Below are 16625 nucleotides of genomic sequence, written 5' to 3'. Positions count from 1 at the left end.
GGGTAACGCGAATTGCAGCTTGTCCCGCGGACCTATATAAGAAAAGTTCTATTTCTCAATAGTTCTATTCCATTTCGGAAAGGGTCGCATGCTCGATGCATCCCAAATCAGCCGTCGGATCAAGCTGCGGCAGCTGAGCGTGTTTATCGCCGTCGTGGAATACGGGAGCATGGCGAAGGCGGCCGAGCACCTCGCCATTTCTCAGCCTGTCATATCCAAGATGCTCGCGAACCTGGAGCAAACGATCGGCCTTCCGCTTCTGGAGCGCAGCCGGCTCGGCGTTGAGCCCACGCTTTATGGCAAGGCCTTGCTCAAGCGCGGCATTGCTTTGTGCAACGATTTACGGAGCGGCGTGGACGAGTTGCAATCGCTCGCTGATCCCGCGGTGGGTGAATTGCGCATTGGCAGCACCGAGCCCGTGATGGCCGGATTACTGCCCGCCATCATCGACCGGCTATCACGGCAATATCCGAGGCTCGCGCTTCACATCATCGAGGGCGAACCGCCTGAGCTTCAGGATCGCCATCTGCGCAATCACGACATCGACCTCATGATAGGGCGCCTGCCGAGCTCGACGCCGGCTGCCGATACCGATGTTGAAGTGCTGTTGCACGAAAGCGGTGTCGTTGTTGCAGGCTTGCACAGTCCGTGGGTGCGGCGGCGCAAGATCCGCCTCGACGAGCTGGTCAACGAGCGTTGGTGCCTGCCGCCGCGCGAAAGCTTTCCGGGCGGCTGGATTGCCAACGCATTTCACGCCTCCGGGCTGGAGGTGCCACGTGCCAGCGTAACCGTGTATTCGGTCCTTATGCAGTCGGCGTTGCTTTCGTCGGAACGATTCCTGAGTTTCCTTCCGGCATCGATGTTGCACTTCAGCGCGAAGCGGCTGTCGATGAAGGTCTTACCCGTCGAAATGCCTATTCAGATGTGGCCGATCGGGATCATTGCGCTGAAGGGCAGAACGCCAAACCCTGCTCAGCGGCTGCTCGTCGAGTGCGCCCGAGAGGTCGCGAAGCCGCTCGCGGGTAAGCGAAACGCCTCGCCCAATCGGCGAAATTGAAACTGATCGTTCTTCTGCTTCTGCCACATCGCGTCGTTCCGCTCCTGCGCGGCCAACGTCGGCTACCGGGGTAAGGCGGTGGCCGTGCGAGCGCAGCGAGCATTCCAGAGAGCTGCCGCGGAACGATTTCTGGAATGCTTGTCTTCGCCGGAAGTGACGCCGAGGAGATAGCGCGGTCCAACCGGATCACCTCGGGAAACTTATCACCTCGGCCGCCGTTTAATTGCGGCTGAGGAGACGCCATGCCGATCAAGGACCAGATCAAAAATCTCGCCAAGAAGCTCGTCGAGGATCACCCCGACGCGGCAACGCTGCGGGCGCTCGTGCGGGCTCGGAAGCCGACAGCCATCCGCTTCCAGGACGATGGCATCGTGCCGAATAACCCGCATTTTCCAGTGTTGCTCTATCGCGGCGCGGTGAACCTGAAGACCCGGCGTTTTGCTCCAGAGGTCATCGTCGACACGCTGTTCGATAGTCATGGCTGGGGCCGCTCCTGGCGCGATACGGTGTATGACTTTGTCCACTACCATTCGCAGATCCACGAAGTGATGGGCGTGGCACGCGGCACGGCTAGGATCGAGTGCGGCGGGATCAAGGGGCGAATCCTGAGCGTGAAGGCCGGAGACGTTCTGGTTCTTCCCGCAGGGACCGGACACCGGCTGATCGAGTCCAGCCGGGACTTCCTGGTCGTCGGAGCGTATCCGCAGGAGGGGACGTATGACGAGTGCACCGACACGCGAGAGCGTCCTGACGCCAGCAAACGCATCGCCAAGGTCCGTAAGCCGAAGACCGATCCCGTGCTGGGTGCCGGCGGCCCGTTGCTCAAATCATGGCGGATAAAGCCATCGCGATCGTGACGCGGGGGATCGCTTTCGCTGTGCCGGTTCGAGGTGTCGTTCGTTGGAACGCCGGCCGTCTCGGTCAGGTCAGATAATCCGGCGTGAAATCCGCGAGCGCGCGGAGTTCGTCGGGTTGCAACAGCTCGATCTCGCTTCCCTCCCAGGCAATCAATCGGCGCCCTCTCAGCTCCTGGATGGTGCGATTGACGTGGACGATCGACAGTCCGCAGGCATCGGCGACATGCCGCTGCGTCATCGGCATTTGGAAGCGGCCGTTCTTGACGAGGCCCACGACCTCCAGCCTTGCGGCGAGTTCGCAGATCAGATGCGCCACCTTCGGCAACGCCGCCTGTGCGCCGAGGCGCGCGATCCATTGCCGCGAGATCGCCGCATCGATCAGCGTCTCGCGCCAGAACGCGCGGGTCAGGTGAATGGAGCTGTCGAGCAGCTGCTTGAGTTGGCTGTGTGCGACGTAGCCGACGATCGAGGGTCCAAGTCCGACGAGGTCCGCATCCATCGGCGACACCAGCAGCGTGTGCAGGCACGGCATGTCGCCGGGAACGTGGAAGGCGAGGATCTGGCTGCGATCGCCGACGATGCGAGCCTGGTAGAGGAAGCCGCTGACGATGAAAACGCAGCGGGAGGCATCTTCACCCTGGCGCAGCACGATCTCGCCGTCGGAGACCTGGCGCAGCGTGGACGGCAGACCCGCGATCTGGCGGCGTTCGTCTTCTGAGAGGCCTTCAATCGCCTGGAGATGCGCGATGAACTTCGGGTGCGGCATGGTGAGGAGGAGGGGTTTCAGTCGTCACGCGGCACGGCCGGTTCGAGCAGGCGTTGGGAGAGTTTTGCGATGGTCCAATCGGACACGGGAACCGCCTGGAACTCGCGGATGGCGTGCGCAAGCTCCTGATCCGACATCGGCCGCGCCGGCTGCTTCAACCTGCCTTGCAGGAAGGCAGCGCTGATACTGTCCAGGTGCTCGCCCGAATCCGTAGCGAACAGGTGGCGAATGCGTTTCAGGATCGTCGTAGGGCTCATGCGAAGGGCGGGGGCAGTCAGCGATCGAGGGATGGTGGGGCTGCGACCCTGTACCGTCGCAAACCGGTAGCAACCTGTGCTTCCGTCTCGCGTTCTAGTCCGCTGGATTCGGGCTAGATGTATCATTTGATCGAACCGGCAGGATTTTTGGCGGGACGCATGGAACGGGACACATGGAAAAAGCCCATGACGTGCTGATCCGGAACCTCGGCGAGCACACCGCGCTTGCACAGGAGGATGTCGCCGAAATTCGCGGGCTGACTTTTGTGCAGCGCGAGTTCGCGCCGAATGAGGATTTCATCCGTCAGGGCGACGAACCCGAGCATTCGGCGCTGGTCGTCTCCGGCATGATCGCCCGCTACCATCTGCTCGACAGCGGCAGGCGGCAATATCTCGCGTTCCATTTGTCTGGAGACCTGCCGGACTCCCAGGGACTGTTCATCGACCAGATGGACCATGGGCTGTGTGCGCTCGGGCCTGCCTCGGTGGCGTTCATCCCGCATCGCGAATTGTTCATTGCCTTTCGGCGACGACCGACCTTCGCACTGTCGGTCTGGCGCGAGACGCTGCTCGATGCCGCTATCTTTCGCGAGGCCATCACCAACAATAGCGCCCGGCCGATGCACGCGCGCATGGCGCACCTGTTCTGCGAGCTGTTCTACCGCGCCCGCGCCGCGCAGCTCGTCCGCGGCAATCGCTGCCGTCTGCCGATCAGCCTGGCGCAGCTCGGCGAGACGCTGGGCATGGCGATCGCGACGGTGAACCGGACGCTCGCCGAGCTCAGGCGGAGCGGGACCATGGACATGCGCGACGGCGAGCTGATCGTCCTGAAATGGCGCGAACTGCAGCGGCTCGGAGGCTTCAGTCCGACCTATCTGCACTTGAAGCGCCAATCGCCGCCGCATGCGTGAGACCTAAAGCGAACCGTCCGCGGCCGTGCGTCCCATCACCTCGTCAAAGTGCTTCTTCACCCAGTCGTTGCAGGAGCAGGCTCTGGCTTCGAGCGCCGGCGCATCCAGGATCAGGATGGCGCCACGGCGTGTCGCGAGGATCTGCCTCGCCTTGAACATCTGGATGACGCGGCTGGCATAGCTGCGGGAGACGCCGAGCATGCCGGCAAGCTGCTCATGGGTGAGGGGGATCTCGGGGCCGCCGACGTGCTCCTGCGCGGAGATGATCCACTTGGCGGCGCGCTGCTCGATCGAATGCGCGGCATTGCAGGCCGCGATCTGGAGCAGCTGTGCGAACTGGCAGTCGCCATAGCGCGAGAAGACCTGGTGGAGCGTGGCCGACCTCTGCTGGGCCTGCTCGAGCGCGCGGTGCGGCAACCGCATCAGGGTCCCGCCCAGCTTCACGACGATGCGCGAATAGGCCAGCGAGGCGCTGCGGCCGGCGGCAATGCCCACCGCGCCCTCGCGCCCGACCAGCAGGCTTTCAACCTCGCGATCGTCCTCGACTGGCACGGCGAACGACACGAGCGTGGAGCGGCAGGGAAAATGGACCGCCGCGACCTCGTCGCCGGCGTGATACAGGATGTGGTTCGCCTCGAGTTCGACCGGCTGGAGGTGCGGTGCGAACAGTTCGAAATCCGTGCGGCTGAGCCGCTGGAGAAGATCGTTCTGGGGCCGACCGGTCACATGTCTTGCTCTGGCCGGGAATCGGCGCCGGCCAGAACCCTACGTTTCCGTGACGGAGCCGACGGTTCCAAAGTGCACACAAGGCGTTTTTCAAGCGTTGAAAAGATGGCCTCCGGCTTACGGAATTCCGGAAAATTCTGGCGCGGCGCATGGCACGCGAGGCAAATGGCGCAGCCGAACCCAGCTGCCTTCAACTTTACGAGCTCTGTGCAGGAGTGCACACAGCAGGAGCGCGGATCAGCGTAGCGTGCTCGTCGCGGAGCGCCGCAGCCCGTGCGCTCTGCCCGACGGACCGCCGGCCTATATCTCAAACGCCGCCGGGCCGGCGGGCCCGAGGGCGGCCAGGATGTTCATCACCCGACGTTCGTCACCCGAAGCGTGCTTCGCAATCGTGCGCGGGCCGGCTTTTTTCCGCGTGGGCGCGATAGGCATCGATCGCCCTGTTGGCGAGCATCAGTTGCCGGCGTTCACCGGTCCTGAGCTGGGCCTCAATGGCGTCGAGCAGGACGTTCGCCGTCTCGTCCGGAGAGCCGAGCTGTCCGCTCTGCTCCAGGAAGCTCCAGGCGATGAAGAATGCGTTCTCGACGGTGCAGCGAATGGACATGGCTGCCAACGCGGCGCGGCCATTGCCGTTCCGCGGGACAGACGAATGCCGTGAATTAGCGCGCGTGCCCGCGTTACTTCAGTGAGCTGCTGATCGAGGTGAACTTCTGCGCCGAGATTGTTGACGACGGCGATGATCGCCAGTGCGATGCCTGCGGCGATCAGGCCGCAGTCGATCGCGGTGGCGCCGGACTCGTCGGCAAGGAAGCGGCGGATGGTCTGCATGGTCTTGCCAGAATTCCAAAAGAGAGCTGGCGAGGACCATAATCCGCAGAGATCAGGTTCCCCAATTTGGAACACCGGCTTGCGTCAATTTCGAGTGAATCGCGATGATTGAAGCCGGCGGCGAGATGACCCCGCCGCCTCGCGCTTCTCGCGCATGCTAATTCTTGAGCACGATGCGGCCGACGACCTTGCCGGCGCGAAGCTCGTCGATCCAGGTCTGCACGTCGCCCATCGGCTCCTCGCGCATCGGCGTCGGCTTGATCTTGCCGGCGCGGGCGAGCGCCATCAGCTCGTGAGCCTCGGTGAGCGTGCCGACCATGAAGCCCTCGATGGTCATGCGCTTGTAGACCCATTGCACCATCGGCAACGTGAACTGGCCGCCCATCAGGCCGGAGACCACGATCTTGCCGCCGCGCGCGGCGACGGCGACCGCGAAAGCCATGGACTTCTCGTTGCCCGCGAAATCGACGATCTCGTCGAAGCCGCCATCGGTTTCCTTGAGGATGCGCTTGATCACGTCGGGCTCGGCCGGATTGTAGGCCGCCGCCGCGCCGTTCTTCAGCGCGGTTTCCCGCGCGGCACCGCTGAGGTCGGCGACCGTGATCGGCTGCTTGAACATGGCCGCCGCGAAGGAAAGGCCCATCATGCCGACACCGCCGAGGCCGATCAGCAGGAGATTGCGCTGGCGCGGTCGGTCGACCAGGCGCTTGAGCGCGCCATAGGCGGTGACGCCGGAGCACATCAGCGTCGCGGCCTGGTTGACGCGCAGGGGATCGTAGTCGAGCAGATATTTCGCGTCAGGCACCAGCACGTGGGTGGCGAAGCCGCCGTCGATGGAGACGCCAAGAAAGCGCTGCCTGGCGCAGAGGTTCTCGTCGCCATTGGCGCAGTCGCGACACTGGCCGCAACCGATCCACGGAAACACCGCCTTCTTGCTACCGACGAGACCGGCGAACACTTCGGGGCCGACTTCGTCGACCACGCCTGCGATCTCGTGGCCGAGCGTGAAGGGCAGCGTCATGCCGCGCGTGGTGTCGAGCTTCTTGCCGCCGCCGAGATCGGCGTAGCCGTCCTGGATGTGCAGATCGGAGTGGCAGAGGCCGCAGCGCTCGATGCGCACCAGCACCTCGCGTCCTTGCGGCTTCGGCGTGTCGACGATGGTCTCGCAGAGCGGCGCATCGAACTTGACGAGGGACTGCCGACGCATCAACGCCATATTTCTTCCTCCGAAATTATCTCTCTGTTTCGCTGCGTATATTGGCCAATTCACGGGCCATGGCAACAAAGCCGGAAATCGGAACGGTCTCGGCGCGCCGCGTCGCATCGACGCCGGCAGCTGCGGCGAGCCGCGCGGGATCGGCGCCGAGCGACTTCAGACTTTGTCGCAGCATCTTGCGGCGCTGGCCGAACGCGGCGGCGGCGACCTGTTCGAGCAGCTTGCGATCGCAGGCGAGAGGGTTTTCGCGCGGGATCAGTCGCACGACGGAAGACGTGACCTTCGGCGGCGGCACGAAGGCGGACGGCGCGATGTCGAACAGGATCTTGGTCTCGCAGCGCCAGTTGGCGAGCACGCCGAGCCGGCCGAAGGCCTCCTCGTCCTCGCGCGCCACGATACGCTCGCCGACCTCGCGCTGGAACATCAGGACCATCATGTCGTACCAGGGCGGCCAGGGCTCGGTGGTGAGCCAGCCGACGAGGAGGTGGGTCGCGATGTTGTAGGGCAGGTTCGCGACGATTTTTGCTCTTTCGCCGGATAGCAGCGGGCGCGGGTCGAAGCTCATGGCGTCGCCATGCACGATATCGAGACGGCCGGGATAGCGCGCTGAAATTTCCTGCAAGGCAGGGATCGCCCGCTCGTCGTGCTCGATGGCGATGACGCGTCTGGCGCCGAGCGCGAGCAAGGCGCGCGTCAACCCGCCCGGGCCGGGGCCGATCTCGATGATGGTGGAATCCTCGAGCGGAGCCGCCGCACGCGCGATGCGCGCGGTGAGATTGAGGTCGAGGAGGAAGTTCTGGCCGAGCGATTTGCGCGCCGACAAGGCGTGCTGGCGAATGACCTCGCGAAGCGGCGGGAGGTCGTCGATCGCGCTCATCGGGTTTTCGCAGCCGCCATCCGGCTCGCGAGCCTCAACGCAGCGATCAGGCTTGCCGGATTGGCCTTGCCGGTGCCGGCGATGTCGAAGGCGGTGCCGTGATCGGGCGAGGTGCGGATGAAGGGCAGGCCGAGCGTGACGTTGACCGCGTCGTCGAAGGCCACCGTCTTGATCGGGATCAGCGCCTGGTCGTGGTACATGCAGACGGCGCAGTCATAGCTGTTTCGCGCGGCTTCGTGGAACATGGTGTCGGCGGGGAGCGGTCCCTTCGCCTCGATCCCGTCGCTGCGCAACGTCTTGATCGCCGGCGCGATCACGGTCTGCTCCTCGTGGCCGAGCGAGCCGTCCTCGCCCGCGTGCGGATTGAGGCCGGAAATCGCGATGCGCGGATTCGCGATGCCGAAGCGGGATTTGAGTTCGGTCGCGACGATGCGCACGGTCGAGACGATCAGCTCGCTGGTGAGCTGGGCCAGTGCATCGCGCAAGGAGACGTGGATGGTCACGGGCACCACGGCGAGCCGCGGCGACCACAGCATCATCACCGGCTGCGGCACGCGGCCGTCTTCCGCGGCGAGCTCGGCGAGGAATTCGGTATGGCCGGGATGGCGGAAGCCGGCGCGATAGAGCACGCTCTTGGCGATCGGATTGGTGACGACGGCACCGGCGCGGCCCTCGCGGACATCCGTGACCGCCTGGCGGATCGAGGCGAGGGCGGCGGGCGCGCTCGATGCGTCCGGCTTGCCGGGCTCGGCGCTCGCGGGCTCGCCGGTCGCAACCACGGGCAGCGCCTCGGGGAAGGCGGCCTTGGCCTCGCCCGCGCTTACCGAAGCAATCCTGATATTGGCGCCGAGCGCCTTGGCGCGGCGGGCGATCAGCGCCTCGTCGCCGAGCAGATAAAAGGCAGGCAGGTCCAGTTCGCTGCGCTTGAGCCAGGCTGCGATGGTGATGTCGGGGCCGATGCCGGCAGGCTCTCCCAGCGTCAGGGCGAGGGGCTTGGCGGGCTGCTGGGCCATCAGCGGTTGCGATACTCGATCATCGCCGCTTTGCGGAGCTCCTCGAGATAGGCCTTCTGGGTCTTCTCGTACTTCTCCTGATACATCTTCTCGCGGACCTCGCGCTTCTTCGGCGTGTCGATCATGGTCGGCTTGCGCGAGCACAGCACCACCATCTCGATGCCCGCCTTGGTCGTCTCGGGAGCGGTCAGGTGGCCGATCGGCGTGTCGTCGAGCACCTTGCGCAGCGCCTCGGGCAATTCCGCCGTGGTCTTGGTGACGGTGTCGCGGATCGTGGCGTTCGGCGTGGAGCGGAACAACGAATTGGCTTCTTCGCAGCTTCCGACGCGCGAGCGATATTGCTCGGCTTCCTTATGCCGCGTCTCCAGGAACGCCGGCGACGAGCCGCGCGGCACGAGCAGCACGATCGGCTGCATCTTGTATTCGGTCCCCTCGATCTGCAGCTTGTCGCCGGTCTGGGCCTGCACGGCCTGCGCGACGTCCTTCTCGCCGACCAACAACTTCTCCTTGAAGCGGCCGCGCACGAGGCTGGTCCAGACCATCTCGGCCTTCATGCGGTTCTTCAGGGTTTCGGGGCGGACGCCCTTGACCTCGAGCGACTTGGTGAGCTGGTCCGGCGAGATGCGCATGCGCTGCGCCATGCCCTCGTAGGACTGGTTGATGTCGGAGACACCGGGGTCGACCCCGTATTTCTTGCCTTCCTTCATCTTCACCCGGTCGTCGATCAGCTCGTTGATGACCTCCTGACGGGCCGGTGTCTTCTGCGTCGTCAGCTGGTCGAGCTTGGAGCGCTGCTCGACGTCGAAGTCGGTGATGGGATCGCCGTTGACCATCACGACGATGTTCTGCGCGCGCGACGGCGCGCCGGCCAGGAGCAGGGCGGCGAGGACGAGGAAGAGGCGGAAGACAGGCAATGAGATCGTCATATTTGTCGCTCGCATGTCAGCCGCGGTGAACCTGCGATCGGGAACACGCGGCCGGCACCTTCAAACCGTTCACTGGAGACCGCCGCCGGAACTGCTGGTCGTCGCTGTGTTCGCCAGCGTGCGCAGGCCGATCTGGAACATGATCGCGTGGTTCAGCACGGGCGGCGCCGCGCCTGCGGAATAGCTATACGCAGTTACATAGTTCAAGCCGAGCACAAAGCAATCGTCGACGTAGCCGGCGCCGAGCACATACTGATTGATCTTGTTGGCCTCCAGGTCCCAGCGCGCCGAGCCCGTGACCACCCAGTTGGCCGCGACCTTGATCGAGCCCGACGTCAGGATGCCCTCGCGGCGGGTCAGATAGCCGAGTTCCGGCTGGGCCGCGTAATTGCCGTACAGCATGCTGACGGACCAGCGGTTGAAGTTGGCGCGGCCTTCCGCCTCGAAGCGCTGGATGTTCCAGGTCTGCTCGTCCATGCGCGAGCGAACGCTGAACGTATAGGTGCTGTTGGGCGAATAGGCGGCGCTCGCCACATAGTCGGAGCGCGGCCTCTGCAGACCGGAATCCACGCCAGTATTGATGGAGTCCTGGACCGCAAAGGAGTTCATGCCGAACAGCTGGTAGGACTGGCCGAACAGCGTCTTGATGGCGCCGCCCCTGTCGAATTGCGTGGTGGACTGCACGCCGACATTGGCGCGGCCGCCGCCCTCGACACGGTCGTAACCGGAGAACTTGTCGACGCTGAACAGATTCGAGGCGTCGAACACCATGCTCTGCGCGTCCTCGTTGGGGAGCTTGCCGGCATAGGTCTCGTTCGGCCGGATGATGATCTGCGCGATCGGCTCGATGGTGGTCGAGCCCCAAGGCTGAACGTTGATGAAGGGGTAGCGGTATTCGAGGCCCACGGTCGGCATCAGGCGGAACGCCTGGGTGTCGCCGACAGGAAGATAGTTCGACACGCCCGGCTGGTTGGAGACCGAGGAGTTGATCGCGTCGGCGCGGAGAATGGCGAACGGGGTCCAGATTTCACCGAATGGATCGGTGAAGGACTTGCGCCACTGCGCTTCGGCCGTCAGGCGGGTGTAGGTGCCGGGGAAGCCGCGCAGCAGGCACTGCGACGGCGTGCGCGCGAGCGGATCGGCCGACACCGTCGTGCACAGGCCATTGGTGTTGGCGAGCGTCGTAATCGGATCGAACACCGCGGTGTCACGCGACAGGTTCACGAAATTGGTCTTGTAGCTGAACTCGCCGCCGAAGACCGGATAGTTCAGCACGTTCGAGTAGTCGATCACGGGGTAGACGACCGGCACCTGGCTCTGATTGCCCGAGTAACTCAGCCAGTACATCGTGCGCGCGTCGAAGAAGCTACGATTGCCGACACCGGTCAGGTAAAGCTGCGAGAGTGCATCCGTCGGCAGATACAGGAACGAGCCCAGCGGATCGCGATATTGCGACAACCGATAGTCCGAGAAGAAATAGTAGTCGGACATCAGGACACCGTCCCAACCCCAGACCCATTTGTCGTTCAGCGCGAACTGACCCTTGGTGTCGACGGCGCCGCGGAACTGCTTGTCGCCGGGCTGGCCGGCGAGCGCGCTGCGGTCGAGCTGGTCGATGCCGTAGACGCGGATCTGATAGGCGCCGTCCATCAGGCGCTGGCGGAATTCGGCCTGGAACAGCACGCCCTGCTTGGACGTGATGCGCGGGCTGAAGGTCGCGTCCATGTCGGGTGCGATCGCCCAGTAGAACGGAACCTCGACGCCGTAGCCGAACGGCGTATTCGACGTGAAGCCCGGCATCAGGAAGCCGGTCTTGCGCTTCACGGTCGGGTCGGGCGTCGAGAAATAGGGCATATAGGCGATCGGCACGCCGAAGAATTCGAGCTGCGCCGTCTCGAAATACAGCATCTTCTCCTGCTGGTCGTGGATGATGCGCGCACCCTTGACCTGCCATAGCGGCGGCTTCTTCGGGTCGTCCTTGCACGGCGCGCAGGCCGTGTAGACGCCGTTCTCGAACACCGTGTAGTTGCCGCTGGAGCGATCGGAGCGGCTCGCCGCCATGCGGGTCTGGTCGGCCGTGTCAACGCGCAGCGAATCGACGAAGCCGTCACGGTAGTCGTCGGAAAGGTCCAGGATCTCGGCATAGGTGATCTTGCCGTCGGCATCCGTCATCCGGATGTTGCCTTCGGCATGGAGCCGCTTGGTCTTCTGGTCGTAGATGACCTTGTCGGCCTCGACGCTGGTGCCGTTGTAGAACAGCTGGACGTTACCGACCGCGGAGACGCGCGAATTGTTGTAGTCGTAGTCGACCTCGGTCGCCTGAACCAGCATCTGGTTGTCGTTGACGGCCTTCGGCGGCTTCGCACGCGGCGGCAGCGGATTGTAGGTGAAGCTCTGGGCGGAGGCCGGCGCCACGGCGGCAACGTCCATCAGGCCACCGAGCGATGCCATGGCGGCGACAGCAAGCAGGAACCTGCGAATGGACAAGCCACACCCGTTCGCGCGCACCAATGTGCGCCGCGTCAAACGAGACACGGATCCTCGGTGGACGGCCGTCACTATCCGTCCTCCTGATACAGCAAGGCCAAAAAGCCGGTGAGGCCGCCCACCACCACGGGCAACCACGCCGCAGCGATCGGATGCATCAACTCAGCCTTGCTCAAATCTTCAGTCACTTTCGACAGAACGTAGAGCAGAAAGCCTGCGCCCACGCCACTCAAAACCATCTTCTGCACGCCGCCCATCCGGAAGAAGCGCAACGACACGGAAGCCGCGAGCATCACCATGGCCGCAAGCAAAAACGGCTGTGCCAGAAGCTTCTGATACTGGAGTCGGTATCCGGCTGTCGCGAAGCCCGAGCTTTCGGAAGAGCGGATGTAGCTCGGTAGTTGCCAAAAGGACACAGTCTCGGGTGTGGAAAAGCTGTTGCGGACCTGCGCCTCGGTCAGCGTCGTCGGAATCTCCAGGCTGGCCTGATCGACCGGCGGCGAATCCAGCGAGAAGCGGCGGACGCCCTTGAACAGCCAACGGCCGGCCTCGAGTGTCGCCTCTCGCGCCTCGATGCGCTCCTTGAAGTGCTGCTCTGTGTCAAACCGGAACAGCGTGAGTCCCGTGAGCCGGATACCCTGCTGCTCGCTGCGCGCCGCGTTGATGATGGTCTGGCCGTCATTGGTGACCTGATTGAGCCAGAAGCCGGAGGCGTCCTGAATACCGCCGCCGGGCGCCGAGCCGAACAGCTCGGCTTCCATGCGCTTGGAGAGCTCGCGCAGATTGGCCGACATCGGATTGTAGGCGACGGTGGCGATCACTCCGATCAGGAGCGCGCTGCCGAGCGCCGGCGAGATGAATTGCCATGCGGAGACGCCGGCAGCGCGCGCGACCACGAGCTCGAGCCGGCGGGAGAGGGCGAGATAGCAGGTCATGGCGCCGATCAGCATGCAGAACGGCGTCAGCTTCTCCAGCAGCTGCGGCACGCGGAACAGCGAGGTCTCGGCCACCATGACCGCGGAGGCGGATGCGAGGCCCGAAGTCTTGCGCACCATCTCGATGTAATCGACCAGCACCAGCAACAGAAAAATGCTGGCGAACACGCCGAGCGCCGCGACCACGAAACGGCCGGCGAAATAGCGCCCGAGTGTGTTGGTGAGCATGCTCATGCGACGGCCGGCCGTCGGAACAGCCGCGCGATGCGCGCGTTCGACCTGTTGATGGCCTCCATGAGGCGCGGCGGCGGTTCGACCACAAGGCCGCCGATGATGATCGCCATCCCGATGCCGATGGCACCAATGACCATCGCATATTGGACCAGCACCGCGCCGGGCGATTTCACCGCCATCACCGAGCAGGCAAAGCCGGCCATGCGCAGGCCGAACACGGCGAAGATCGATGAGCCCATCGAGAAATTGCGGCTCTGGCGGGTGGTGCGAGGCGCACCCAGAAACGCGAAGGTCAGCACGGCAAAGGCGAAGGGATAGATCGGCGCCAGCAGGCTGTCATGCAATGCCGAGCGGAACTGGCCGGGAATCTGCTTGTAGACGGGATCGTCCTCGGACGGCGAGAGCAGCTCCCAGAGATAACGCTCGCGGATGCCGAGGGTGACGTCGCGGCCCTGGCCCGAGAACTTGGACATGTCGAAGCCGTAGCGGCCGAACGCCACCAGCGCGGGATCGCGCTTGCCGGCCTCGAAGCGCTGGAGATTGCCGGTCTCCAGCACCAGGAACGATCCGTTCTCGTTCTTCATGACTTCGCCGTGCTCGGCGACGATCGAGACCCGCTCGTTCGGATCGCGGCGGTCGTCGATGAAGATGCCGGCGAGGATGCCGCCGGGCTGGCGTTCGCGAATCCTGATCGTCAGGTTCTTGTCGAGCTGGGCGAAGCGGCCGGGCTGCAGGATGTTGGTAAGCACGTCGGCGGTGATCTCGGCGTCCCACTGCTTGATCCGCCGCATGCCATCGGGAGCGAGATAGGCCGCGATGAAGGCGACCAGCAGCGCCACCACGCAGGTGGCGTAGAAGAACGGATAGAACAGCCGGAACGGCGAGAAGCCGGCGGCATTCATCACGATGATCTCGGAATCGGTCGCAAGCTTGTTCAGCGTATGCGAGATCGCGATCATCAGCGCGATCGGCGAAATGATCAGGACCAGCGCGGGCACGACGAGGCTGGTGATGCCGAGGAAGGTCAGGATGGTCTGACCCTGGCTCGTCATCAAGTCGATGCCGCGCAACGCTTGCGTAATCCAGATCACGCCCGTGAGGCTGACCAGGACCAGCGCAAACGACGCGAGCGTCGTGCGGAAGATATACCTATCGATTGACCCCATGCGCTACCGCACGAATCCCACCAAGTCCCCAATGCCGGCCGGAATTCCGGCTGTCCAACCAATCCCCGCAAGGGGATCCCCAAGGTCGGTCAACCATCTCATCCGCCGGCTTACTCTCTCAGTACCATCCCTTTGATCCGTCAACAAAATGGCTGCCCCGTGGCACCCTCAATATATGGTTAATATTTCCCTCGTTGTGGCCCCTCGGCCACGGGGGGTGCTTGGCATCGACCGGGCCAGTGGCCCATAGTGCGTTACGCCCAGTGAATCGCCGTTCAGCTCCGGCCCGTGGCCGGGACTGCCGATCGGTAAAAGCGCAACGTTTTTGAGGAGTTACTCATGTCCGATGCCATCAAGGTCGGCTTCGTTCCATTATCTGCCGCCGTCCGTGGCATCATGGTCGTGTTCTGCGACGACAGCTTGAAGCTCGGCCCGGCGACCGCCAAGGCCCTCGGCGGGGCCACCGAACTCGTGAAGCGGGCGGCCACCGCCGCCGCCTTCAAGGGCAAAAGCGGCGCTGCGCTCGACATCCTTGCGCCGGAGGGCGTGAAGGCCACCCGCCTGATCGTGATCGGCGCCGGCAAGGCGGCCGGCCTGAAGGCGAACGACTTTCTCAAATTCGGCGGCGTGGCGGCGAGCAAGCTTCCGGCCGGGGTGGCGGCCATGACCATCATGGCGGAACTGCCCAATGGCGCCATGACGAGCGAGCAGGCGGTCGCGATCGCCTCGGGCCTGCGGCTGCGCACCTACAAATTCGACCGCTACAAGACCAAGAAGAAGGACGGCGAGGAGGGCGGCACGCGCGCCGACGTCTCGTTTGCGGTCGGCGACGTGGTCGTCGCGAAGAAGGCGTTTGCATCGGCGGCTGCGATCGTGGACGGCGTGATCATTGCGCGCGACCTCGTCAACGAGCCGCCGAACGTGCTTTTTCCCGAGGAGTTCGCGCGCCGCGCAGGCCTGCTCCGCAAGCTCGGCGTCAAGATCGAGGTGCTCGACGTCAAGGCGATGGACAAGCTCGGCATGGGCGCGCTGCTCGGCGTCGGCCAGGGCTCGGCGCGGCCGAGCCGCACCGTGATCATGCGTTGGGACGGCGGCAAGAAAGGTGAGGCGCCGGTTGCCTTCGTCGGCAAGGGCGTCTGCTTCGACACCGGCGGCATCTCGATCAAGCCGGCCGGCAGCATGGAGGACATGAAGGGCGACATGGGAGGCGCTGCCTGCGTCGTCGGCCTGATGCATGCGCTCGCCGCACGCAAGGCCAAGGTCAACGTCGTCGGCGCCATCGGCCTCGTCGAGAACATGCCGGACGGCAACGCGCAGCGCCCGGGCGACATCGTCACCTCGATGTCGGGACAGACCATCGAGATCATCAACACCGACGCGGAAGGCCGCCTGGTGCTTGCCGATGTGCTCTGGTACGTCGCCAAGAAAACCAAGCCGAAATTCATGGTGGATCTGGCGACGTTGACCGGCGCCATCGTGGTCGCGCTCGGCACCGAGCATGCCGGCATGTTCTCCAACAATGACGAGCTTGCCGAGCGGCTGCTGGCGGCCGGCATCGAGAGCGGCGAGAAGGTCTGGCGCCTGCCGCTTGGCCCCGAATACGACAAGCTGATCGACTCCCAGTTCGCCGACATGAAGAACACCGGCGGACGCCATGGCGGCTCGATCACCGCGGCGCAGTTCCTCCAGCGCTTCGTGGACGGCACGCCTTGGGCGCATCTCGATATCGCCGGGACCGCCATGGGCGCGCCGAAGACCGACATCAACCACAGCTGGGGAAGTGGCTATGGCGTTCGCTTGCTCGACCGTCTGGTCGCCGACCATTACGAGCGCAAATGACCCGAGATGACTGAAGTCCTTTTCTACCATCTGCAAAACATGACGGTGGAGAACGTGTTGCCGCCCCTTCTCGAGAAATCGCTCGAGCGCGGCTGGCGCGTCGTGGTGCAGTCGACTTCGCCGGAGCGCGCCGATGCGCTCGACGCCCATTTGTGGACCTATCGCGACGATTCCTTCCTGCCGCACGCGACCTGGCGGGTGAGCGACGCCGCCGAACAGCCGATCGTGCTGGCGGTCGAGGATGACAATCCGAACGGTGCCAATGTCCGCTTCCTCGTCGACAACGCCGCGCTGCCGCAGGACGCGCAGGGCTATGAGCGCATGGTGCTGCTGTTCGACGGGGACGATCCGGACGCACTTGCGTTCGCCCGCAGCGCCTGGACGGATTGCAAGGCGCGGGGATTTGATGTCACCTATTGGCAGGCCGACGAGCGGGGCCGATGGCAGAAGCGGAATTAGCGGTCGCTCGCAATTAATGATAATTTGCACTTTTCGGGGGATGATGGCTTTTGTCACCTTCGTGCCGCAAA

16 protein-coding genes and 1 pseudogene are annotated in these 16625 nt (G+C 64.2%); 5 read left to right on the top strand and 12 right to left on the bottom strand.

Annotation, left to right across the window (positions count from 1 at the left end; all coding sequences use genetic code 11):
* Window positions 1-88: 88 nt before the first annotated feature.
* On the top strand, window positions 89-1057 hold the full coding sequence (locus AC0L30_RS11855; protein ID WP_007591994.1) for a LysR family transcriptional regulator: 969 nt from the start codon (window positions 89-91) through the stop codon (window positions 1055-1057).
* A gap of 242 nt (window positions 1058-1299) precedes the next feature.
* Window positions 1300-1914, top strand: a complete 615-nt coding sequence (locus tag AC0L30_RS11850) for a cupin (protein ID WP_219683186.1) — start codon at window positions 1300-1302, stop codon at window positions 1912-1914.
* A 64-nt stretch (window positions 1915-1978) separates the two neighbouring features.
* On the opposite strand, the gene AC0L30_RS11845 is transcribed toward AC0L30_RS11850, so the two are convergent.
* Together AC0L30_RS11845 and AC0L30_RS11840 are read right to left on the bottom strand one after the other, a co-directional pair.
* Window positions 1979-2680, bottom strand: coding sequence for a Crp/Fnr family transcriptional regulator (locus tag AC0L30_RS11845; RefSeq protein WP_007591990.1), 702 nt, complete (start codon window positions 2678-2680; stop codon window positions 1979-1981).
* 17 nt (window positions 2681-2697) lie between these two features.
* Window positions 2698-2937 (bottom strand): hypothetical protein, encoded by a 240-nt coding sequence (locus AC0L30_RS11840; RefSeq protein WP_007591988.1) that lies wholly within the window; start codon window positions 2935-2937, stop codon window positions 2698-2700.
* Between the two features lie 173 nt (window positions 2938-3110).
* Between AC0L30_RS11840 and AC0L30_RS11835 the strand changes: the two genes are divergently transcribed.
* Window positions 3111-3848, top strand: coding sequence for a Crp/Fnr family transcriptional regulator (locus AC0L30_RS11835; RefSeq protein WP_007591982.1), 738 nt, complete (start codon window positions 3111-3113; stop codon window positions 3846-3848).
* Window positions 3849-3851: 3 nt separating this feature from the next.
* Here the strand turns inward: AC0L30_RS11835 and AC0L30_RS11830 are convergent, their stop codons facing one another.
* From AC0L30_RS11830 to lptF, 10 genes and pseudogenes are all read right to left on the bottom strand, one after another.
* Window positions 3852-4574: a Crp/Fnr family transcriptional regulator gene (locus AC0L30_RS11830; protein ID WP_007591979.1), complete on the bottom strand. Its 723-nt coding sequence runs from the start codon at window positions 4572-4574 to the stop codon at window positions 3852-3854.
* A gap of 367 nt (window positions 4575-4941) precedes the next feature.
* Window positions 4942-5178 carry a hypothetical protein gene (locus tag AC0L30_RS11825; protein WP_007591977.1) on the bottom strand — a complete coding sequence of 79 codons (237 nt, stop codon included), beginning with the start codon at window positions 5176-5178 and terminating at the stop codon, window positions 4942-4944.
* A 73-nt stretch (window positions 5179-5251) separates the two neighbouring features.
* Window positions 5252-5402 (bottom strand): annotated as a pseudogene (locus AC0L30_RS11820) (Flp family type IVb pilin).
* A gap of 157 nt (window positions 5403-5559) precedes the next feature.
* A complete protein-coding gene (locus AC0L30_RS11815) occupies window positions 5560-6618 on the bottom strand; it encodes an alcohol dehydrogenase (protein WP_473404332.1) in 1059 nt (352 codons plus the stop codon).
* 16 nt (window positions 6619-6634) lie between these two features.
* On the bottom strand, window positions 6635-7495 hold the full coding sequence (rsmA, locus tag AC0L30_RS11810) for a 16S rRNA (adenine(1518)-N(6)/adenine(1519)-N(6))-dimethyltransferase RsmA (RefSeq protein WP_219683185.1): 861 nt from the start codon (window positions 7493-7495) through the stop codon (window positions 6635-6637).
* Entirely contained in the window at window positions 7492-8508 is a 1017-nt protein-coding gene (gene pdxA / locus AC0L30_RS11805; protein WP_219683184.1) for a 4-hydroxythreonine-4-phosphate dehydrogenase PdxA, read from the bottom strand. The genes rsmA and pdxA overlap by 4 nt, the downstream gene beginning before the upstream one ends.
* Window positions 8508-9434 (bottom strand): peptidylprolyl isomerase family protein, encoded by a 927-nt coding sequence (locus AC0L30_RS11800; protein WP_007591973.1) that lies wholly within the window; start codon window positions 9432-9434, stop codon window positions 8508-8510. Before AC0L30_RS11800 ends, pdxA begins: the two co-directional genes overlap by 1 nt.
* A gap of 69 nt (window positions 9435-9503) precedes the next feature.
* Window positions 9504-11993, bottom strand: a complete 2490-nt coding sequence (locus AC0L30_RS11795; RefSeq protein ID WP_219683183.1) for an LPS-assembly protein LptD — start codon at window positions 11991-11993, stop codon at window positions 9504-9506.
* The gene (gene lptG / locus AC0L30_RS11790) at window positions 11993-13090 is read right to left on the bottom strand and encodes an LPS export ABC transporter permease LptG (protein ID WP_007591971.1); all 1098 of its coding nucleotides are present in this window, start codon (window positions 13088-13090) and stop codon (window positions 11993-11995) included. Before lptG ends, AC0L30_RS11795 begins: the two co-directional genes overlap by 1 nt.
* The gene (lptF, locus tag AC0L30_RS11785; RefSeq protein WP_219683182.1) at window positions 13087-14256 is read right to left on the bottom strand and encodes an LPS export ABC transporter permease LptF; all 1170 of its coding nucleotides are present in this window, start codon (window positions 14254-14256) and stop codon (window positions 13087-13089) included. Before lptF ends, lptG begins: the two co-directional genes overlap by 4 nt.
* Window positions 14257-14595: 339 nt before the next feature.
* On the opposite strand from lptF, the gene AC0L30_RS11780 reads away from it, so the two are divergent.
* Both AC0L30_RS11780 and AC0L30_RS11775 read left to right on the top strand, forming a co-directional pair.
* A complete protein-coding gene (locus tag AC0L30_RS11780) occupies window positions 14596-16095 on the top strand; it encodes a leucyl aminopeptidase (RefSeq protein ID WP_007591964.1) in 1500 nt (499 codons plus the stop codon).
* Between the two features lie 6 nt (window positions 16096-16101).
* On the top strand, window positions 16102-16554 hold the full coding sequence (locus tag AC0L30_RS11775; protein WP_007591963.1) for a DNA polymerase III subunit chi: 453 nt from the start codon (window positions 16102-16104) through the stop codon (window positions 16552-16554).
* The last annotated feature ends 71 nt before the right edge of the window (window positions 16555-16625 follow it).

Source organism: Bradyrhizobium sp. MI1.11 (genome assembly GCF_055811255.1).
The sequence above is the reverse complement of the archived record's forward strand: the minus strand, read 5'-3'. Positions and strand labels throughout refer to the sequence as shown.

Excerpts from the sequence above, each read along its gene's own strand:
- AC0L30_RS11775 (WP_007591963.1), top strand. The coding sequence starts at position 16,102 with ATGACTGAAGTCCTTTTCTACCATCTGCAAAACATGACGGTGGAGAAC.
- AC0L30_RS11850 (WP_219683186.1), top strand. The coding sequence starts at position 1,300 with ATGCCGATCAAGGACCAGATCAAAAATCTCGCCAAGAAGCTCGTCGAG.
- AC0L30_RS11845 (WP_007591990.1), bottom strand. The coding sequence starts at position 2,680 with ATGCCGCACCCGAAGTTCATCGCGCATCTCCAGGCGATTGAAGGCCTC.
- lptF (WP_219683182.1), bottom strand. The coding sequence starts at position 14,256 with ATGGGGTCAATCGATAGGTATATCTTCCGCACGACGCTCGCGTCGTTT.
- AC0L30_RS11800 (WP_007591973.1), bottom strand. The coding sequence starts at position 9,434 with ATGACGATCTCATTGCCTGTCTTCCGCCTCTTCCTCGTCCTCGCCGCC.
- AC0L30_RS11835 (WP_007591982.1), top strand. The coding sequence starts at position 3,111 with ATGGAAAAAGCCCATGACGTGCTGATCCGGAACCTCGGCGAGCACACC.
- AC0L30_RS11855 (WP_007591994.1), top strand. The coding sequence starts at position 89 with ATGCTCGATGCATCCCAAATCAGCCGTCGGATCAAGCTGCGGCAGCTG.
- pdxA (WP_219683184.1), bottom strand. The coding sequence starts at position 8,508 with ATGGCCCAGCAGCCCGCCAAGCCCCTCGCCCTGACGCTGGGAGAGCCT.
- AC0L30_RS11840 (WP_007591988.1), bottom strand. The coding sequence starts at position 2,937 with ATGAGCCCTACGACGATCCTGAAACGCATTCGCCACCTGTTCGCTACG.
- rsmA (WP_219683185.1), bottom strand. The coding sequence starts at position 7,495 with ATGAGCGCGATCGACGACCTCCCGCCGCTTCGCGAGGTCATTCGCCAG.
- AC0L30_RS11825 (WP_007591977.1), bottom strand. The coding sequence starts at position 5,178 with ATGTCCATTCGCTGCACCGTCGAGAACGCATTCTTCATCGCCTGGAGC.
- lptG (WP_007591971.1), bottom strand. The coding sequence starts at position 13,090 with ATGAGCATGCTCACCAACACACTCGGGCGCTATTTCGCCGGCCGTTTC.
- AC0L30_RS11815 (WP_473404332.1), bottom strand. The coding sequence starts at position 6,618 with ATGGCGTTGATGCGTCGGCAGTCCCTCGTCAAGTTCGATGCGCCGCTC.
- AC0L30_RS11780 (WP_007591964.1), top strand. The coding sequence starts at position 14,596 with ATGTCCGATGCCATCAAGGTCGGCTTCGTTCCATTATCTGCCGCCGTC.